This window comes from Salinimicrobium flavum (genome assembly GCF_042684505.1).
Taxonomy (GTDB): domain Bacteria; phylum Bacteroidota; class Bacteroidia; order Flavobacteriales; family Flavobacteriaceae; genus Salinimicrobium; species Salinimicrobium flavum.
Genome location: NZ_JBHULT010000009.1, coordinates 148,692 through 166,041 on the forward strand (window position 1 = coordinate 148,692; position 17,350 = coordinate 166,041).

General features: G+C 45.2%; 19 protein-coding genes. 13 read left to right on the forward strand and 6 right to left on the reverse strand.

Annotation, left to right across the window (positions count from 1 at the left end):
* The first annotated feature begins 100 nt into the window (after positions 1 to 100).
* The gene (locus ACFSTG_RS10465) at positions 101 to 997 is read left to right on the forward strand and encodes a DUF5996 family protein (protein WP_380752203.1); all 897 of its coding nucleotides are present in this window, start codon (positions 101 to 103) and stop codon (positions 995 to 997) included.
* 50 nt (positions 998 to 1,047) lie between these two features.
* On the opposite strand, the gene ACFSTG_RS10470 is transcribed toward ACFSTG_RS10465, so the two are convergent.
* The 4 genes from ACFSTG_RS10470 to ACFSTG_RS10485 form a co-directional block, all read right to left on the reverse strand.
* Entirely contained in the window at positions 1,048 to 1,506 is a 459-nt protein-coding gene (locus ACFSTG_RS10470) for a DinB family protein (RefSeq protein ID WP_380752206.1), read from the reverse strand.
* Positions 1,507 to 1,567: 61 nt separating this feature from the next.
* On the reverse strand, positions 1,568 to 2,032 hold the full coding sequence (locus ACFSTG_RS10475; protein WP_380752209.1) for a hemerythrin domain-containing protein: 465 nt from the start codon (positions 2,030 to 2,032) through the stop codon (positions 1,568 to 1,570).
* A 103-nt stretch (positions 2,033 to 2,135) separates the two neighbouring features.
* The gene (locus tag ACFSTG_RS10480; protein WP_380752212.1) at positions 2,136 to 2,933 is read right to left on the reverse strand and encodes a universal stress protein; all 798 of its coding nucleotides are present in this window, start codon (positions 2,931 to 2,933) and stop codon (positions 2,136 to 2,138) included.
* A 201-nt stretch (positions 2,934 to 3,134) separates the two neighbouring features.
* Positions 3,135 to 3,356, reverse strand: a complete 222-nt coding sequence (locus ACFSTG_RS10485; RefSeq protein WP_380752215.1) for a CDGSH iron-sulfur domain-containing protein — start codon at positions 3,354 to 3,356, stop codon at positions 3,135 to 3,137.
* A 162-nt stretch (positions 3,357 to 3,518) separates the two neighbouring features.
* On the opposite strand from ACFSTG_RS10485, the gene ACFSTG_RS10490 reads away from it, so the two are divergent.
* The 9 genes from ACFSTG_RS10490 (at position 3,519) to ACFSTG_RS10530 (ending at position 11,106) form a co-directional block, all read left to right on the forward strand.
* Positions 3,519 to 4,118, forward strand: a complete 600-nt coding sequence (locus ACFSTG_RS10490) for a SatD family protein (protein ID WP_380752218.1) — start codon at positions 3,519 to 3,521, stop codon at positions 4,116 to 4,118.
* Positions 4,115 to 4,828, forward strand: coding sequence for a DUF3307 domain-containing protein (locus ACFSTG_RS10495; protein ID WP_380752221.1), 714 nt, complete (start codon positions 4,115 to 4,117; stop codon positions 4,826 to 4,828). The genes ACFSTG_RS10490 and ACFSTG_RS10495 overlap by 4 nt, the downstream gene beginning before the upstream one ends.
* 38 nt (positions 4,829 to 4,866) lie before the next feature.
* Positions 4,867 to 5,016, forward strand: coding sequence for a hypothetical protein (locus ACFSTG_RS10500; RefSeq protein WP_380752224.1), 150 nt, complete (start codon positions 4,867 to 4,869; stop codon positions 5,014 to 5,016).
* Positions 5,017 to 5,341: 325 nt separating this feature from the next.
* Positions 5,342 to 5,497 (forward strand): hypothetical protein, encoded by a 156-nt coding sequence (locus ACFSTG_RS10505; RefSeq protein WP_380752227.1) that lies wholly within the window; start codon positions 5,342 to 5,344, stop codon positions 5,495 to 5,497.
* 46 nt (positions 5,498 to 5,543) lie between these two features.
* Positions 5,544 to 6,692 carry a saccharopine dehydrogenase family protein gene (locus ACFSTG_RS10510; RefSeq protein WP_380752230.1) on the forward strand — a complete coding sequence of 383 codons (1,149 nt, stop codon included), beginning with the start codon at positions 5,544 to 5,546 and terminating at the stop codon, positions 6,690 to 6,692.
* Positions 6,693 to 7,035: 343 nt separating this feature from the next.
* Positions 7,036 to 8,898: a glycoside hydrolase family 2 protein gene (locus ACFSTG_RS10515; protein WP_380752233.1), complete on the forward strand. Its 1,863-nt coding sequence runs from the start codon at positions 7,036 to 7,038 to the stop codon at positions 8,896 to 8,898.
* Positions 8,899 to 8,973: 75 nt separating this feature from the next.
* Entirely contained in the window at positions 8,974 to 9,717 is a 744-nt protein-coding gene (locus ACFSTG_RS10520) for a ThuA domain-containing protein (protein ID WP_380752236.1), read from the forward strand.
* Between the two features lie 202 nt (positions 9,718 to 9,919).
* The gene (locus ACFSTG_RS10525; protein ID WP_380752239.1) at positions 9,920 to 10,486 is read left to right on the forward strand and encodes a hypothetical protein; all 567 of its coding nucleotides are present in this window, start codon (positions 9,920 to 9,922) and stop codon (positions 10,484 to 10,486) included.
* A 107-nt stretch (positions 10,487 to 10,593) separates the two neighbouring features.
* Positions 10,594 to 11,106 (forward strand): hemerythrin domain-containing protein, encoded by a 513-nt coding sequence (locus ACFSTG_RS10530; protein WP_380752242.1) that lies wholly within the window; start codon positions 10,594 to 10,596, stop codon positions 11,104 to 11,106.
* A gap of 2 nt (positions 11,107 to 11,108) precedes the next feature.
* Here the strand turns inward: ACFSTG_RS10530 and ACFSTG_RS10535 are convergent, their stop codons facing one another.
* Positions 11,109 to 11,762: a DUF6629 family protein gene (locus ACFSTG_RS10535; RefSeq protein ID WP_380752245.1), complete on the reverse strand. Its 654-nt coding sequence runs from the start codon at positions 11,760 to 11,762 to the stop codon at positions 11,109 to 11,111.
* Positions 11,763 to 11,984: 222 nt separating this feature from the next.
* Between ACFSTG_RS10535 and ACFSTG_RS10540 the strand changes: the two genes are divergently transcribed.
* Together ACFSTG_RS10540 and ACFSTG_RS10545 are read left to right on the forward strand one after the other, a co-directional pair.
* Complete coding sequence (locus tag ACFSTG_RS10540) at positions 11,985 to 13,976, forward strand: S9 family peptidase (RefSeq protein ID WP_380752248.1); 1,992 nt, start codon at positions 11,985 to 11,987, stop codon at positions 13,974 to 13,976.
* A gap of 787 nt (positions 13,977 to 14,763) precedes the next feature.
* Entirely contained in the window at positions 14,764 to 15,405 is a 642-nt protein-coding gene (locus ACFSTG_RS10545) for a fasciclin domain-containing protein (RefSeq protein WP_380752251.1), read from the forward strand.
* A gap of 52 nt (positions 15,406 to 15,457) precedes the next feature.
* On the opposite strand, the gene ACFSTG_RS10550 is transcribed toward ACFSTG_RS10545, so the two are convergent.
* Positions 15,458 to 15,601, reverse strand: a complete 144-nt coding sequence (locus ACFSTG_RS10550; RefSeq protein WP_380752254.1) for a hypothetical protein — start codon at positions 15,599 to 15,601, stop codon at positions 15,458 to 15,460.
* Positions 15,602 to 15,709: 108 nt separating this feature from the next.
* On the opposite strand from ACFSTG_RS10550, the gene ACFSTG_RS10555 reads away from it, so the two are divergent.
* Positions 15,710 to 17,278: a serine hydrolase gene (locus ACFSTG_RS10555; RefSeq protein WP_380752257.1), complete on the forward strand. Its 1,569-nt coding sequence runs from the start codon at positions 15,710 to 15,712 to the stop codon at positions 17,276 to 17,278.
* The last annotated feature ends 72 nt before the right edge of the window (positions 17,279 to 17,350 follow it).

Sequence of the window (17,350 nt, forward strand, 5' to 3'; positions counted from 1 at the left end):
GAGTGCAGCACCACATCAGATGCACTTAATTTAATTTATAATTCACTTTAAATAAGAAACTGTTTTTGAGTATCTTAAAAGATATTCAAAAACAGTTGTCATGCAAAAGAAGTGGCCGGAATTATCTTATGAAAAAGGAAAAAAAACCTATGAAACGCTTCATATGTTTACGCAGGTCCTTGGAAAGATCAAATTGGAATGCCTTCCCTGGCAAAATCATTCCTGGCATATCACTTTAAAATTCACGCCCACCGGGCTTACCACTTCACTCCTACCTCACAAGGATCAGTTTTTCCAGATCGACCTGGACCTCACAGAACATAAACTGGGAATCCACACCAGCCATGGTAAAAACCGTGAATTTGGGTTATCGGGACTCTCGGTTGCCGGATTTTACCAGAAGGTGTTCGGTCTTTTAAGAGAACTGGATATTGAAATTAAGATCTACACCAAACCGGTAGAGCTGGAGGATCCCATTCGCTTTGAAAAGGATAATATTCACAATACCTATGACCCCGAGCAGGCGCTCGTGTTTCACGAAGCTTTGCTGGCCATGCAGAAAGTTTTCTATGGATTCAGATGTAGATTTAAAGGCAAAAGCAGCGAGGTGCATTTTTTCTGGGGAAGTTTTGATCTCGCAGTCTCCCTTTTCTCGGGACGCAAAGCTCCAAAACACCCGGGCGGCATTCCCAACCTGCCCAATTGGGTGGCAGAAGAAGCTTACTCCCATGAAGTCATGAGCTTCGGATTTTGGCCGGGCAGTGAAGCTTTGCCTGAAGCAGCCTTCTATGCATACCTGTATCCCGAACCCAATGCCTTTAAGGAAGCAATTGGTCCAGGGGAGGCTTATTACCATCCCGATCTCAGGGAATTGGTTCTACCCTACAAAGCCGTTCAGCAGGCTGAGCACCCGGCAATTAAACTTAGGGAATTCCTCGACAGTGTTTATAATGCCGGAACCTCTTTAGCGAATTGGGACAGGGAAGCACTGGAATAGGATTTTTGAAAACAGGTCTGCGAGTCCTTGTTTAGTTTATGGTTGGATCATTATCCCTGCCCGTATTTTTTAATGAGCGCCAACTGGCCGGCGTGATAGGTGGTATGGGAAATGATGCGGCCGAAAGCTTCTGCCTTGGTTTTGATACCAAATTCCTTGGTGGTAATGTTTGTCTCCCAGTCTTCGTCAGACTGTTTTTCTATGATAGCTTTCAATTTATCCCGTGAATTGGTAACATAGCTTAGCAATTCTTCCAGGTTGGTCCATTCCCCGGTATCTTTTTGGGCACTCACAGTTTTTGCCATAACTCTCAACCCCGATTCGCCGAAAACATTTTTAGCGAAAAGCAGCTCCACATCCCCTATGTGCCGAATGAGAAAACCGGCAGAGTTTGGCGAAGAACCCAGCTTTTTTTTCAGGTCTTTTTCAGTGAGATCATTCAGGAGGTTGGAAAACCGGGTACGGGCTTCCAGCCAGAGTTCCAGTAAACTTTCAGATTTTGTTTTCATCTTTTTCCCGGTTAACTTTCAGCCGTAAATGAAGCCCCATAAGATTTCTGCCTGATAAACCTTATTTCCAGAATTCATCTTCAGAATTCTCTATGAACCTTTCATCCTTATGTACTTCAGTGATTACGCCAAGTTGTTCTTCATTGGCATTTCTCTGGATCTCGTTGAACAACTCCCGCTCCTCAAATCTCACGTGTTTCTCCAGCTCTTCCTCCAGTAAGCTCAGGTTTTTCTCCAACTCCTCCTCGGCCGTAAAAAGCCTTGTAAGGCGGCGATGTTCGGCCAGTGCCCTTTGTACCATTTCATGGTCATTGCCAAGCACAGGAAAAAGGTAATCTTCTTCGATCTTGAAATGAGGAAGCGCATGGTTCCTGTAGAACCAGTCTGAGTATCTTTTGATCCTTTCGGGTTCCACTCCGTTTGAAAATCCTTTCCTGATCTTCCAGCTCAACAACAAAGTATGGTGGTGATCCCTGCTAAGGGGTTGAATGTTCTTATCGCGTTTGAGAGGTTTATTCGTTTCCATAATCTTCTTTTTAATAGGTCTCTTTTAATATAAGATAAGTAATTTTTGTCACTCTGTAGTGCAACAGGAGACGGGGGGAATTTAGATGATCGTCCGGGTGAGCCTATTGATGGAGCACCAGGATAGGTAATTCATTGGCAACCCTGGAATATAGCCCCTGTTCTGTATGCAGGAGTTCCCCACAAATATTTATATTCTTACCCAGCAAAAGGATCATATCGAAATCCTGTTGCAACACCTTTAGCTGCCCCTCAGAAAAGGCTTCAGAGGTAGGCATTTGTTTGGTTTCGATCTGCCGGTTGTGCAATTGATCAAAGAACAGGCTCTCAGGTCTTGCTGTTTCAGTTTCACATCCTAGTTCAACAACGGTGATACCCGCATTTTGGGCGATCTGCGGACGCTGCAAAAATCGTAGGTTCTGGTGTTCCAGGGATACCCCGTAGTCGATAGGAAAAACCATTCTGCGCGGAATCCTGTACCTGCTGTTTTCGGCTACCGCCAGTATGTTGCATTTGATCTTGGTGATCACTTCATATGTATGGTTCCCAATGATGGTATTGGGAGAATGCAATTTATTGGCAGCCCCCATTACGATAAGATCGATCTTTTTCTCCTCCACGAACTTTCGGGTAGCACCCACCAGGTCACTTTCTGAATAGATCACAGAGAAACGGTGTTCCTTGTTGGCGGAAAGTTCCTTTAATTCAGACACCCTTTGCTGCAGTTTGCCCAACGCAAGATCCCGGGTCTTGTTATCAAAATCTGTTTCGGGTTGGTCAGGATGGAACAGTTTTATGTTCAGAAGAAAAAAATGTGCGGGAATATCAGCCAGAAATTGCACGGCATAACTCCCTGCATTCTTTGCCACTTCAGAAAGGTCGGTCAACACTAATACATTCATATCTCCGGTTTCATTCCATTTTATGACGCGAAACTATGGCAAAAGACACAGGAGAATCATGATTAAGATCATCTTATCCGAATTTAAGACTGAAGTGCTCCTTTTTCCGCCGAAAAACCTATGATACCCCCGAAGGTTTGTACCATAGGTTTCAGTCGAATTCTTGAAATTGACCCTAATACGGGAAATCCCGCTACCTGCTTATTTTTTCGCCGGAAGAGCAAAAGCCACAGCGTCGTGTTCAAAATGCCCCCTGTGAGAACCATCACAAAATGGTTTGTTGCTGGACAAGCCGCATCGGCACAGGGAGACTTTTTCCCTGCCGCCCAGGTCATATTGATTTCCGTTCTTATCTACGATCTCAAATTCCCCGTCGATGATCAGGGACCCGTTGTTGTTGACTGTGATCTTTGTTTTAGACATATTTATTGATTTTAGAAGGCTAAATTACTCCTTTTAAATAATTCAGATTTAAAAAATCTTTACTATGAACCCGATAATTATCGGGTTTTTAGGCGATAAACTAAAATATCGGTTTTTAACCCGATATTTGCATATATCGTATTTAAACCCGATATTCACCTCATGATTGCAGTAATTACAGGAGACATTATCAATTCCCGGAAGGAACCGGCTCCTACCTGGCTCCCCGTCCTTAAAGAGGTTTTGAACCATTACGGAAAAGAACCGGTAGACTGGGAGATCTTCCGCGGGGACAGTTTTCAATTGACCCTGCCACCAGAGGAGGCTGTGTTTGCCGGTCTGCACCTTAAGGCAGCTATCAAACAAATAAAGGACCTGGATGTGCGCCTGGGGTTGGGCCTGGGAGAACAGGAACATAAGGCGAAGAAGATCTCTGAATCCAACGGTACAGCCTATGTACGCTCGGGGGAATGTTTTGAGGCCTTAAAGAAGCAAAATCTGGGCATTGTTTCCGGGGATCCTGAATTTGACGAAACCCTGAACCTAATGTTCCTCCTGGCGCTGCTTACGGCCAACAACTGGAGCCAAACGGTGGCCGAAGCTATACGATCCTCTCTTGAAAATCCCGGAAAGAGTCAAAAAGAAATTGCCGAACTTCTGGGAAAATCCCAGAGCAGCCTGAGCGAAGCTTTGAAAAGGGGAGGCTATGAAGAAATAATGAAACTCGAAGAATATTACCGAAAAAGATCTGCCGCCCTATGATAAGTCTTGTCCTAAAACTCCTTCTGGCCCACATATTGGGCGACTTCGTTTTACAACCCGATCATTGGGTCGAAAAGAAAAGAAAGAAGAAACACAAGTCGGCTGCCCTGTACTTACACCTTGGCATTCACGCCCTGGCATTATTTGTTTTACTGCAATTCGACCTTACTTACCTTATTGGCATTGGGGTGATACTGGTTACCCATTTTTTCATTGATCTCCTGAAACTGACCCTGGAGAACCGTATGCATAAAGGCTGGTTGTTCGTGCTGGATCAACTGGCACACCTCCTGGTCATTCTGCTGGTTGTTTATGCCTATCATCCTTTCACCATTGATCTCAATCCTCTCTTTGAACCTTCTTCCCTCCTATTGATCTTCGCGGTGCTTTTTCTTACCTCGGTTTCGGGGATCCTCATGAGACTGCTGATGAGCAGGTGGGAATTGCCGGAAGACAGTGCTGAAGATTCCCTGCCCAAGGCAGGAAAATATATCGGGATGCTGGAGCGGCTATTTGTATTTACATTTATCGTTTTACAGCAGTGGGCAGCCATTGGATGGCTTATCGCCGCGAAATCCATCCTCAGGTTCAGTGACCTTTCCCGGGCAAAAGACCGAAAACTTACCGAGTATGTTCTTATTGGTACGCTGCTTAGTTTTGGGCTTGCCATTGGGGCCGGTCTTTTATATCTCCTGCTTCATAAAATATAAGCTGGCAAACCCCGACAATTTTTCCTAAATTCATAGCTATGTACCCTTTAATGTCAAATACCGCAATAGGTTATGCTGTGATCTCGGGGACAGTACTTCTTGCGGTGATCATTTACACCGTCTTTAAACTGCGGAAGCAGGTGAAAAGAACAGAAGAAGCCGAGAGGAAAAAGAAGAAAAAGCCTTAACCCTGAAAACCTCATTTGGGGTGGGAAACTGTGGAAGCCACATCCCTGTTGGGGAAAATTACGCCAGGTTCCCCCGCAATCTTTATTTATATGGAAGTCTCCCAATGTTAATTCTGATTTAAAAATTTCTGCACCTCTTCCGAAGCGCTCCAACAGGAAAATATCTGAATTTTCCCGACAAAAGCAGGATTTGCCCGCAACACTTCCTGTCTCTTTTTTACATTTATTTTGTATTTAACAGAAGAATTAGGAAAAGCTCAATGCATCTCCAAAAAAACCGGAATTACTATTGCAATCATTCTTTTACACCCAAAATAAGTCAGTGATGGATGCAAAAGAGAAAAAATACGGCCCCGAAAAAACCTATGAATCTTATGTCTCTCAAATCAATGAAGACTGGCTCTTTCTAAAAGGACAGATGATCTTTGGCGGGATCCTGTTCCTGGGTTTACTGGCATTCCTGTTGTGGCAGATACAGTAAGAGGTTTTTACCTTTAATTGAATCCCGAATTTCCGTACTTTAGAGTATGGAACAGCAGTATAACATTATCATTGCCGGTGCGGGCGGAATAGCAGAAGCCGCAGCCCTTATGCTCCTTGAATGGAGCCCCGTCCCTCCTTCTCTTTTCATTGGGAACCGTACCCTGGAAAAAGCAAAAAAAATGGTTCAATGGCTACAGGGAGGTACCACCGGCCCTACCAAACTGACCGCCTTTCACCTTCCCGAATCAGATCTTTCCGAAGAAATGAAGCAGGTCCTGCAACAGGGCGACCTGCTGCTGGATTGTCTTCCGGGAAGTGAAGCCCCACGCCTGGCAGGCCTTGCAAAAGACTACAACCTGCACTACGCGAACCTTACCGAATATGTTTCGGAAACCAATGAGATCATCAGCCTGGCTGAAGGTGCAAAGACAGGTTTCCTTCTGCAAACCGGCATTGCCCCGGGTTATATCAATGTGCTGGCGAACGGACTCTTTCAAAAATTCTGCGCTCAAAACGAGGTTGATAAAGTGGATAAGCTGGAAATGCGGGTGGGGGCACTCACAGATCATGCGGTGGCTCCGCACTATTATGGTTTCACCTGGAGTCCTGTGGGTGTAGCTACCGAGTACCTGAAGAGAGCAGAAGTGCTCAGGGATTTTAAAAAAAGAAATGTAGCTGCCCTTTCTGAAAGAAAACGTATCCTCATTAACGGGATCGCCTATGAGGAAGACCTCACCTCAGGCGGTGCAGCCAACCTGCCCGATGCACTGGCAGGAAAAGTTAGAGAACTGGATTATAAGACCCTGAGACACCCGGGGCATTTCGAATGGGTAGAGCGTCAACTTTTAGGAATGGGCGGCACAGAAGACATGATCGCAGAGTTGCAGAAAAGAATGGAACTCGTGATCCCCAATATTGAAGAAGACCAGATCATTCTGTATGTCGCCGTAGAAGGAAGGGATGCAAAAGGAATACTTCGCAGGCATGAAATCGCCAGGAAAATCCTCCCGCAAACAGTAGGCAAACACAGGCTGCGTGCCATACAGACCACCACTGCCGCTCCTTTGCTGCAGTCGGCGCAATTACTTTTAGAGACTTCTCCCAAAGGGGTCATCCATCAAAGCGAGATAGATCCGGAGACTTTTTTGAACGGGAATTTTGTGGTGAAGGTGTATGGGGAAGTTGGGTTGTAAGTTCACAGTTGGCAGTTCTCGGTTGTCGGTTGTCGGTTGTCGGTTGAAATCCCGAATTAACGATTCCCGATTCCCGATTCCCGAAATAACGATTGACAAAGCACAGGAAGTTGATAGAGTTTTTTTACCCGTCTTTGCGAAGTAGCCCGGCGGGCGACTGAAGCAATCCCCTTCTCGAGAATTTATTTCTTTCTTTGAAGTCCGAATTAAAAATCTTCTCCGTAACAAGGAGATTGCTTCGGTCGGGTTATCCCCTCCCTCGCAAAGACGTTTTAAAGAATTCCCAACCCCTTTTCTCCAAAAAATTCAATAATTTTCAGAGGTAAACCCAGAATCTACTCAAATGCCTAAAATCACTTCCATTTTCCTCTTTTTTATGACATTTAGCCTTTCAATTTCAGCGCAGGAAGATCTGCTTATGAATATTGATGGCAGAAATACCATTTCCCTTAACGGCACCTGGAGCTATATCATTGATCCCTATGAGACAGGCTTCTATGACTACCGGTATAAAGAAAGAAATGAAAACGACAGGGAAGCCTACTGGAACCGGCCGGTGACCGAAAAAAGGTCAGACCGGGTGGAACATGGTTACGGGGACAAATATACCCTTCAGGTACCCGGCGACTGGAATTCGCAGGAGGAGGTATTCAAATATTATGAAGGTACGGTGTGGTATCAGCGGGAATTCAGCCTGGACGAGCTGCCGGAAGACAAGCGGTTCTTTTTACATTTTGGAGCGGTGAATTATGAGGCTCATGTTTATTTGAACGGAAAAAAACTGGGCAGCCACAAAGGCGGGTTCACTCCTTTTAATTTTGAGATCCCCCGCCTGCTCCTAAAAAAGGAAGAGAATTTCCTGGTAGTGAAGGTCGATAATAAAAGACATCCTGAAGAGATCCCCACCGTGAATACCGACTGGTGGAACTTTGGCGGTATCACCCGGGATGTTCACCTGGTGACCCTGCCCCAAAATTTCATTCAGCAATACGCGATCCACCTTACCCCCGGGCAAGACCTTGAAACGGCGAAGAAACGGAAACGCTTCGACATTTCAGGCAGTATAAAGTTAAGTGGACCGGTAAATGACGATTCGTTCGTAACCATTGAAATTCCGGAGGTACGGGTAAAAGAGCGCTTCGAGGTGACCGGTGACAGCCTGGCTTTCAGTTTCCGGGGAAAAGGAATAAAACTTTGGTCTCCCGAAGATCCTAAACTCTATGAGGTGATCTTCAGCCATAACGGGGAGCCGCTTAAAGACAGGATAGGCTTCCGAAGTATTAAGACTGAAGGAAAAGATATACTTCTCAACGGCGAAAAGATCTTCCTTCGCGGCATCAGCATTCACGAAGAAATTCCGCAGCAAATGAGAAGGGCCCACAGTAAAGAAGATGCCCGGCAGCTGTTTGGATATGTGAAAGACCTCAACGCCAATATGGTGAGGCTGGCGCATTATCCGCACAATGAGAACATGACCAAAATGGCAGATTCCCTGGGGATCCTGGTATGGTCTGAGATCCCGGTTTACTGGACCATAGATTTTGAAAACCCGGAGGTGCTGAAAAAGGCCAAAAAACAACTTAGCGAAATGATCATAAGGGACAGGAACCGCGCTTCGGTCATCATCTGGTCAGTAGGAAACGAGACGCCGGTTTCTCCCGTACGTACTGAATTTATGAAAGCCCTTATCAAAGAAGCCCGTGAGCTGGATGACAGCAGACTCATTTCGGCAGCGCTGGAAGTAGGCAATGATAACGGGGTTTTCAGAATAGATGATCCTTTGGGGGAATTTACAGATATTGTAGCGGTCAATGAATACCTGGGTTGGTACGGCGGACTCCCAGGGGACGCCAAAACGGCCAAATGGGAAGTCACTTATAATAAGCCATTGTTCTTCAGTGAAACCGGCGCCGGTGCCAAAGCCGGCTATCATGCCGAGAAAGAGACCAGGTGGAGTGAAGAATACCAGGAGTGGTACTACCGGGAACAGGTGGAAATGATGAAGCGCATGCCCAACAACTACAGCGGATTATCGCCATGGATCCTTACAGATTTCAGGTCGCCACGAAGGAACCATCCCGACTTCCAGGAAGGATGGAACAGGAAAGGACTTATTGACAATGAAGGCAACAGGAAAAAGGCTTTTTTTGTGCTGAAAAAATATTATGAAGAATTATTGTCCGAAGGAATAAGGGATAATGGCTAATTATTATTGAATATTGTTTATTGAATATTGTTTATTGAATATTGATTACTGATTACTGAATTTTGAATTGTAAGAATGACAAAAAATAATGCTTTCAAAAATTATCTTTTTATTCCACTTTTTGGAACTGTGATACTCCTGATGTCTTTAGGCTGTGGTGCGCAGGAAAAAGACAGGATTCTGGTGTTCACCAAAACCGACGGATTTGTACATGAATCCATTCCGGCAGGAAAGGTGGCATTGATGCAGGCGGGCAGGGAAGCCGGATTCGAAGTGGATACTACAAGTGACGCTTCAGAGTTTCGTGATAACCTGAAAAAGTACGAGGTGGTAGTTTTCCTCAACACCACCGGGAATGTGCTGAATGAACGCCAACAGTCAGCTTTTGAAAAGTTCATTCAGGCAGGGGGCGGATTTGTCGGGATACATTCAGCTGCAGACACCGAATATGACTGGCCCTGGTACGGGAAACTCGTCGGGGGTTATTTTAAATCTCATCCCCATATTCAGGAAGCCGTGATCAATGTGGTGGACCGGGATCACATTAGCACCGCTCATCTTCCGAAGCAATGGGAGCGGGAAGACGAATGGTACAACTACAAAGAACTGAACCCTGAAGTAAACTTCCTTGCCACCCTGAATGAAGAAAGTTATGAGGGCGGGGAAAACGGGGAACACCACCCTATTGCCTGGTTCCACCACTATGACGGCGGCAGGGCCTTTTACACCGGCGGGGGCCATACCTCAATTAGCTATGAAGAACCCGACTTTCTCAAACATGTGCTAAACGGGATCTTGTGGGCCGCAGGAAGAAAGTAAGATAGGTCAACATTTAGTTTCCTGAAAGCTGGCTTTACTATGATTAAGAAAGACGAACTTCCCGGTAAAATTTCCTTTCCCGATACTTCTACCTTTAAAAAAGTTGTTCAGAAATCTGTATAACGTCCTGATATTTATCATGTTATAAACTGCGCCTATTTTCTAACTTAATGATAGTATTAACCATTTTAAACATTAAAAAATGAAAAAATTACTATTGCTAGGTATGCTTTTTTTCTTTTTAACCGGATGTGAAAAAGAAGAATTGACCCCGGACACGGAAGCTGGAATCAGCGAGCTGGATTTTCGAACCTCTGCGAATAAGGAAAAAATGGTTCCTTTAAAAGGGGAAATCATAGAGATTCCCGATCTTTTTTACGGATATCTGGACTGCGGAATTCCTGCAATTCAAGAACCAAAACATTACGATGATATAGGAGGCAATTTAACTCACCTTGGCAACGTGGCAGGAGGTTACGGAGATCTTGATAATTGCCGGATTGAGGTAAGAGAAGGAGAAATGTATGTGGTAGCCGATGGTTCAGGTGAAATCATGTCGGCCAGCGGGGATGTCCTCAGGTATGATGGGGAAATGTGGATCTCCTTTTCCGATCCTGCCCTTAACGGAAGTCTCTTTGCTATCACGGGAGGTACCGGCCGCTGGGAGAACGCCAGAGGTCATTTTGCAGGATTTTTCGAATCCCTGGAGGACGGAACCCTGTTTTTCGGAATAGATGGATTCGTAACCCCTCCCGGAAAGAATAAGTAAACCTGTTGTTTAGCCCCCCATTTTGGCTTCGTAAATTTTGCGGTTCAAACCAGGCAATAACTTCTTATTTATTTACCAACATGAAATGCTTCCTCTATATACTCCTGATGCTCTTATTTCTGAATGGCTGCGGAAATAAAGAGGATGCTGCTACCCCGTCTTTTTCCGGAATTTCGGAAGCCCCGGAATTCCTTTTGGAGGACCATCAGGCTTTTCTGAAACAACTCGAACCTTTCACTTCCTATAAAGACAGCACAGGGTTAATAGCCAAAGAACTTTATGAAGTGATGGAATACCATTTTAAGGAGGAAGAAGACTATGTATTGCCTCCCCTGGGGATTCTGCCCGCCCTGGCTAAAGATCGGGTGCCTCAAGAAAGTGATAAGATCATGCTGCAGATCGAAAAGTTCAGGAAAAATGAGACGCTTATGCTGGCAGAACATCAAATGATTGGCCATTTTCTCATACAGCTGACGAGGGCTGCGGAAAGGGAAGGCCACGGGGAACTTTCGGGGTTTGAGGAGGCGCTTGAGAAGCATGCAGCCCTGGAGGAAGAGATCCTGTTTCCTGCGGTCTTATTGATCGGGGACCGGTTAAGACCTAAATTAGCTGAGGAATGAGGTCAGTATCTCACCTCCCCAGGTTGAGAAGTGGCAGGAAGAAGAAACCAAACCGAGATGCTGATCACCGCGGCGAAAAAGCACCACACAGAGATCAGGCTGTCCCTGAAATAAATGAAGGATACCAGATAAGAGACCAGTACCAGTAATCCGAAGATCTCCATTCCTTTTGCTTTGGAAACAAAGGCGGGAACCACCGTGGCGAGTCCGTACAACAGGTTCCCGTAGCCATGCAGCGGCCTGGGATAATCCAAGAAGTATTTAATATGGTTTTCTGCGATCAAGGACTGTACCTCATAGGTCATTAGACAATAAGCCATGTAGCCGGCCACCAGGAATCCGGCCCCGCTCAGGACCTTAAGAATACGGCGGCGGGTGGTGTTGTGCTCCAGCCACAAAAAACAAAGCGGGATCCATACCGGCCACATCACTTCTGCAAAGAACAGGTAAAATCTGGTCAGAATTCCTTCATTCCCCGGGTAGGCTCTTTCCAGCGAGAGCCATAAAAGACCTTCGGTGAACTGTTGTATAGCAAAGATCAAAGGGATCACCGCAAAGGGCAGCTGTCGCATCCCATTGGCTTTTAAAATACTTACAGCCCCAATGATCAGCAATACCCCCGATGCCCCAAAACTGGCAGTTGCAGAAAAGCACATATTCTGTTTAGATTAATGGACTTTATAAACCGGCCTTTAAAACAAAGGAGAGGTGCCACCTTTAAAAGGTACATCTTTTAGGGATACAAAAGGTAATATTATAGGCGGGGAAATAACGGGAAAGACCCCACTCCTGCCGCAGGTTTTTCCTGTCTAAATACACTTGTGTCAATGCAAAGATTACATTATCTTAAGCCTTGAAATTTTAAATCTATAAACGTCATGAAAAGATCCATAACGATCCTTTTATTTTTAATTGCCCACACCTTTTTCGCACAGGAAAATGTGCTGACTCCACAGGATGTGGCAAAAATTGAAGTAATTACCAATGCAGTCATTTCTCCTAACGGGGACAAAGTAGCTTACCAGCTACTCGTTCCTGCCGACCCGACTATAGAGAATGTACCGTCTAAATCCCACCTGTATGTCTATGACCGGACTGGTAAGACCTCTACCCCTTTTGTGACCGGGTACAGTGTCTCCAATATCAAATTCAGGCCGGGGCACAACAGCATCACCTTTACGGCCAAAAAAGAAAATGATAAAGCAACAGCCCTGTACGAAATTCCACTGAGCGGCGGGGAAGCTCAAAAACTCTATGAGTTTGATGCTTCCATTTCCTCTTTTGACTGGCACTCCAATGGTAACAGGCTGGCATTTGTTTCCAATGAGAAGAAAGAAAAGAATGGCCATGCCCTTCCCTATCAGCCGGAGATCTATGAATCTGACCTTCAGAATTCCTCTGCATTCGTCATGGACCTAAATTCTGCTACTCCCAAAAAGCTGGAAGTGGAAGGACATGTTACCGCCGTGCAGTGGAGCCCTGAAGGTTCAAAACTGGCGGTAAGCGCTGCACCTTCTTCCCTGGTAGACGATTTCTATACCGGCCAGAAAATCTACATCGTAGATGCGAATACAACCGGGGTCACAGCTCAAATTGAGCATAAGGCCAAAATGGGACAGTTTGAATGGGGCCCAGACGGAAAGAAGATCGCTTTTATAGCGGGGGAAGACCAGCATGACCCCATTGACGGTCGTATTTTTATTGCCGATGCTACGGGTGGAAAACCACAGATCCTTCAGCAACAATTCGAAGGGCAGTTCCATGCGCTCTCATGGAAAGACAACAAGACCCTTAATTTCCTGGCCAGCGAAGGAGTTTACAGCAGCCTGGGGACTCTGGATACGAATGGGAACCTAAAGAAAACTTTCGAAGACAAGAACCTCAATATAACCGGATTTTCGGCAGCCGATAATAACAGCATCGCTTTTGTGGCAAATTCGGCCCAGCATCCGGGGGAACTTTTCCTGCTCAATGCAAAAGCTTCCGCAGCAGAACGTATCACCAACTCTAATGAGTGGCTAAAGGACAAGAAATTGGGGAATCAGGAGGTGATCACCTATAAGGCTTCAGACGGAATGGAGATACAAGGGATCCTCATCCATCCGTTGGAAAGTACAGGGAAGATCCCTTTGATCACCGTGGTTCACGGCGGTCCTGAGGCACATTATGACAATGGCTGGCTTACGGCTTACAGCATGCCCGGACATGTAGGGGCAGCACAAGGCTATGCCGTTTTCTACCCCAACTACAGGGGAAGTACCGGCCGCGGAATTGAATTCGCGAAATCCAGCCAGGGCGACCCTGCCGGAAAGGAATTCGATGACATTATTGACGGGATAGATTTCCTTATCGAGAATCACAACATAGACCGCGACAAGGTAGGAGTAACCGGAGGTTCTTACGGGGGCTATGCCACTGCCTGGATGTCCACCCGCCACACCGATCGTTTTGCTGCCGGGGTAATGTCGGTAGGTATCAGCAACAATATCTCTAAATGGGGAACCAGTGATATTCCTGAAGAAATGTTTTTGGTTCACTCCCGTAAAAGGATCTGGGACGACTACCAGTTCTACCTTGAGCGCAGCCCTATTTTCTATGCCGACCAGGCCAAAACCCCGCTCCTTATCCTCCATGGAAAAGAAGACACACGGGTAGATCCGGGGCAGTCATATGAGCTGTACCGACACATCAAAACCAGAACTGATACTCCGGTAAGATTGGTCTTATATCCCGAAGAAGGCCATGGCAACAGGAAATCTACAGCCAGGTATGACTTCAACCTGCGTATGATGCGTTGGTTTGATACCTATCTCAAGAACCAGACTGCAGAAGTTCCCGGGATCAATTTGGAGTTGCAGTTGCAGGATTAAAAAAAGAATCCAGAGTCTGGAGACCAGAGACTGGAATTTTTCTAGACAGAACCGGAATTTATTTCTCACGAAATAAGTTCCGGTTTTTTTTATTCAGGGTTTAAAGTTCGAGATTCAAAATTCAGGACTTAAAATTCAGGATTTAAAATTCAAGATCATCTCCCTATTCTGATCATTATTTACTGATAATTGATCATTGAAATATATCCCCCACTCCCTTCGTCCCTTAGTTACCAAGTCCTCTAAGTCCTTCTCAGTTGTGAGTTGTCAAATTGGTCGGTTGTCCGAAGCTAATTAGTATTCTTTTCTAGCCATTACAAAAGGCTGGAGATGGCCTATCGAAAATTGATCCTCAAATTTGAGGTGAGGTGGCGAAAAAATTTTCTGCTGCCTGCCTGCCGGTAGGCAGGTTTGAGCGAAATGAAGAATGCTTGGTTAGAAGAATTTCTCCAGCGAGTTCTGAAAATTTAGACACCGAGCGAAAAATTTAGATCCATTTTCGTAAGCCGAGCTTTTTTTGGTTCTTTTTTGGGCGATGCAAAAAAGAACAAATCAAAAATCCTAACCGGCTAATAAGATGCAGGTAAGTAGTTTTCGAGATCGTCACAAAAATATATTTTCATATAAAATATCCTTCATCAGATTCACTTCTTTTTTAAAAAATAAAACACGAATACGGAAAGCATTAGCTTATATAATTTTATTGTTTAAATAAAAAGTTAATTATTTAAACAATAAAGATAAGTTGTTTATCTTTAACTCATTATAAACCACAAAAATCTTTATTATGAAAAATTACACCACCATTAGTTTGAACAAAAGCAGATTATTCCTTCACCTCTTCTTTATGATCGCGCTTTCATTTTTCCTCGTGTCATGTGAAAAGGAGGAAATGGAGATGACAGATGAAACAGCAGCCGAAGCGGTGTTCACCGGAAATGCTGATTACAATGCAGCCCTTAAGAAAGGTGCTCCGGCGCCGGGTGAGGATCCTATCGCGGCCATTGCCATTGCCGGTGGATTTGACGAGCTGGTAGGGGCACTATCCTATGTGGATGCCGAACTTCAAGCGGGACTGGTAGACCTGTTCCTTAACGGCAAAGATCAATACACTGTTTTTGCCCCTACAGACGAGGCTTTTGAGAGACTTTACATCGCCCTTGGGATAGATGACATCACCGATCTTCCTGCTCCCCTGGTGCTTGATGTTTTGCTATACCACGTGACCGAAGGCCGCAGGGCTGCCAATAGTGTTGTCCCTCCAAAGAACTACCGTACCATCGAAACTTTACTTGGAGAAAGTTTTAAAGTGGATTCTATGGGCAGGATCATGGCTATAGGTAACTCTGCCAGTATAGAAACCCCTAACATTTCTGCTTCCAACGGGATCATTCATGTGATCGACGAGGTACTCCTTCCCATGGAATAACTAAATATTTCCTAAACTAAAACAGCTGCCTTTAAAGCAGCTGTTTTAGTTCTTACTCTTTTTTACTTTTCAGGTTGCGGGGACTTTTGCCATTGGTGGTGTTTAGATATTCGAAAATTTCCTGCTGCTGCTGTTCCAGCATGAGGTTACCCTCGTTGTGCACGCTTATCGCAACTTTTTCTGCAAAAATACCCATAAAGATATCCGGGATTCAACTTTGAATGACACCCCCTTCTGCCGCAAGTGCAATCTGTTGTAGGAGAATTCTTAAGAAACACTATCTTTAAGGGTAAATATTTACCTGATGAAAACCACATTTCTTACCAAAATTCTCCTGATAAGCATATTGTTCTTCACCATTTCGGGAACCGCGCAAGGCCTTAGTGCAACCCAAATAGACAGTCTTGTTCAAAAAACCATGAGTACTTTTAAAGTGCCCGGCATCGCTGTTGCCGTCCTCAAAGACGGGGAAGTGGTTCATATGGAAGGCTACGGCACCCGCTCCCTTAGAGACGGTGGGAAAGTAGACGAAAATACTCTTTTTGGGGTAGCCTCAAATACCAAGGCGATGACCAGTGCCGCCCTCGCCATGCTCATCGATGAAGACAAACTGGAATGGGATACGAAGGTCACCGAAATTATCCCTGAGTTCAAATTATATGATCCATACGTCACCAGCGAATTCACCGTAAGAGATCTTCTTACCCATCGCAGCGGACTCGGACTTGGAGCCGGGGATCTTATGGTTTGGCCGTCCCAAAACACTACCTCAAAAGATCAACTCATTTATAACCTGCGTTACCTCAAGCCGGTATCCTCCTTTCGCTCGCAATACGACTATGACAATCTGTTATATATCGTGGCTGGAGTAGTAGTGGAAAGGATTTCGGGGAAGGATTACGAAACCTTTATCAAAGAAAACATTTTTCAGCCGCTGGGAATGGATCGTTCAGCGGTGAATTATAACCTCCTCGAAGATAAATCCAATGTTATTGACGGACATGCACCAACTGACGGAAAACTGGTCCCGGTAGGCCTTAGCTTTACCGCAGCAGCAAATCCGGCCGCAGGGGTTTATTCTTCTGTGAATGATATGAGCAAATGGGTGCAGGCGCAACTCAACAAAGGTAAATACGGCGAAAACCTGGAGAAGGAACTCTTCAGCGAGAAGCAGCACCGCGAGATGTGGAAACCCCATACCCTCACAGGCACGGGAAAAGGGGATTATAATACCCATTTTAAGGCCTACGGGCTGGGATGGTTTTTAAGTGATGTGAACGGATACCTGGAAGTGACCCATACCGGCGGACTCCTGGGAATCGTGAGCCAGGTAACAATGATCCCCGAACTTGACCTGGGTATTATCGTATTAACTAATCAGCAATCTGGAGCAGCTTTCAGATCTATCACCAACTCCATCAAGGATGCTTACTTTGGGATTGAAGGGAAAGACCGCATCACCCAGTACAACGAAAGCAGGTTGAAGTATGAAAAAAGAGCCGATTCTGTAGTAGCTGAAGTCTGGAGAAAAGTTGAAGAAGTCCAGAAAAAAGGTAAAACCGGTGCAGAGGCTTTGTCTGATTACACAGGCACCTACAACGACCCCTGGTTCGGAAAGGTGAACATTAAACTGCAAAACGGAAAACTGCGTTTTGAAGCCAAAAATGCCCCTGATATGCATGGGGAAATGAGCTATTACAAAGGGAATTCTTTTGTGGTAAGGTGGGATGATCGCAGTCTTAACGGGGATGCTTTTGCGGTTTTTTCACTTGACCGGGAAGGGAAAGCTAAAGGCTTCACCATGGAACCTGTCTCCCCCATGACCGACTTTAGTTTTGATTTCCAGGATCTGGAATTTTCTAAAGTAAAATGATCTAATATCTGCAGAAATAAAAACAGCCACAAGGGCGACTGCTCTTGTGGCTGTTTTTATTTCTTGTTAATT

Excerpts from the sequence above, each read along its gene's own strand:
- ACFSTG_RS10505 (WP_380752227.1), top strand. The coding sequence starts at position 5,342 with ATGGATGCAAAAGAGAAAAAATACGGCCCCGAAAAAACCTATGAATCT.
- ACFSTG_RS10550 (WP_380752254.1), bottom strand. The coding sequence starts at position 15,601 with ATGGGTATTTTTGCAGAAAAAGTTGCGATAAGCGTGCACAACGAGGGT.
- ACFSTG_RS10535 (WP_380752245.1), bottom strand. The coding sequence starts at position 11,762 with ATGTGCTTTTCTGCAACTGCCAGTTTTGGGGCATCGGGGGTATTGCTG.
- ACFSTG_RS10545 (WP_380752251.1), top strand. The coding sequence starts at position 14,764 with ATGAAAAATTACACCACCATTAGTTTGAACAAAAGCAGATTATTCCTT.
- ACFSTG_RS10470 (WP_380752206.1), bottom strand. The coding sequence starts at position 1,506 with ATGAAAACAAAATCTGAAAGTTTACTGGAACTCTGGCTGGAAGCCCGT.
- ACFSTG_RS10485 (WP_380752215.1), bottom strand. The coding sequence starts at position 3,356 with ATGTCTAAAACAAAGATCACAGTCAACAACAACGGGTCCCTGATCATC.
- ACFSTG_RS10480 (WP_380752212.1), bottom strand. The coding sequence starts at position 2,933 with ATGAATGTATTAGTGTTGACCGACCTTTCTGAAGTGGCAAAGAATGCA.
- ACFSTG_RS10495 (WP_380752221.1), top strand. The coding sequence starts at position 4,115 with ATGATAAGTCTTGTCCTAAAACTCCTTCTGGCCCACATATTGGGCGAC.
- ACFSTG_RS10510 (WP_380752230.1), top strand. The coding sequence starts at position 5,544 with ATGGAACAGCAGTATAACATTATCATTGCCGGTGCGGGCGGAATAGCA.
- ACFSTG_RS10555 (WP_380752257.1), top strand. The coding sequence starts at position 15,710 with ATGAAAACCACATTTCTTACCAAAATTCTCCTGATAAGCATATTGTTC.
- ACFSTG_RS10465 (WP_380752203.1), top strand. The coding sequence starts at position 101 with ATGCAAAAGAAGTGGCCGGAATTATCTTATGAAAAAGGAAAAAAAACC.
- ACFSTG_RS10490 (WP_380752218.1), top strand. The coding sequence starts at position 3,519 with ATGATTGCAGTAATTACAGGAGACATTATCAATTCCCGGAAGGAACCG.
- ACFSTG_RS10540 (WP_380752248.1), top strand. The coding sequence starts at position 11,985 with ATGAAAAGATCCATAACGATCCTTTTATTTTTAATTGCCCACACCTTT.
- ACFSTG_RS10530 (WP_380752242.1), top strand. The coding sequence starts at position 10,594 with ATGCTCTTATTTCTGAATGGCTGCGGAAATAAAGAGGATGCTGCTACC.
- ACFSTG_RS10475 (WP_380752209.1), bottom strand. The coding sequence starts at position 2,032 with ATGGAAACGAATAAACCTCTCAAACGCGATAAGAACATTCAACCCCTT.
- ACFSTG_RS10515 (WP_380752233.1), top strand. The coding sequence starts at position 7,036 with ATGCCTAAAATCACTTCCATTTTCCTCTTTTTTATGACATTTAGCCTT.
- ACFSTG_RS10525 (WP_380752239.1), top strand. The coding sequence starts at position 9,920 with ATGAAAAAATTACTATTGCTAGGTATGCTTTTTTTCTTTTTAACCGGA.
- ACFSTG_RS10500 (WP_380752224.1), top strand. The coding sequence starts at position 4,867 with ATGTACCCTTTAATGTCAAATACCGCAATAGGTTATGCTGTGATCTCG.
- ACFSTG_RS10520 (WP_380752236.1), top strand. The coding sequence starts at position 8,974 with ATGACAAAAAATAATGCTTTCAAAAATTATCTTTTTATTCCACTTTTT.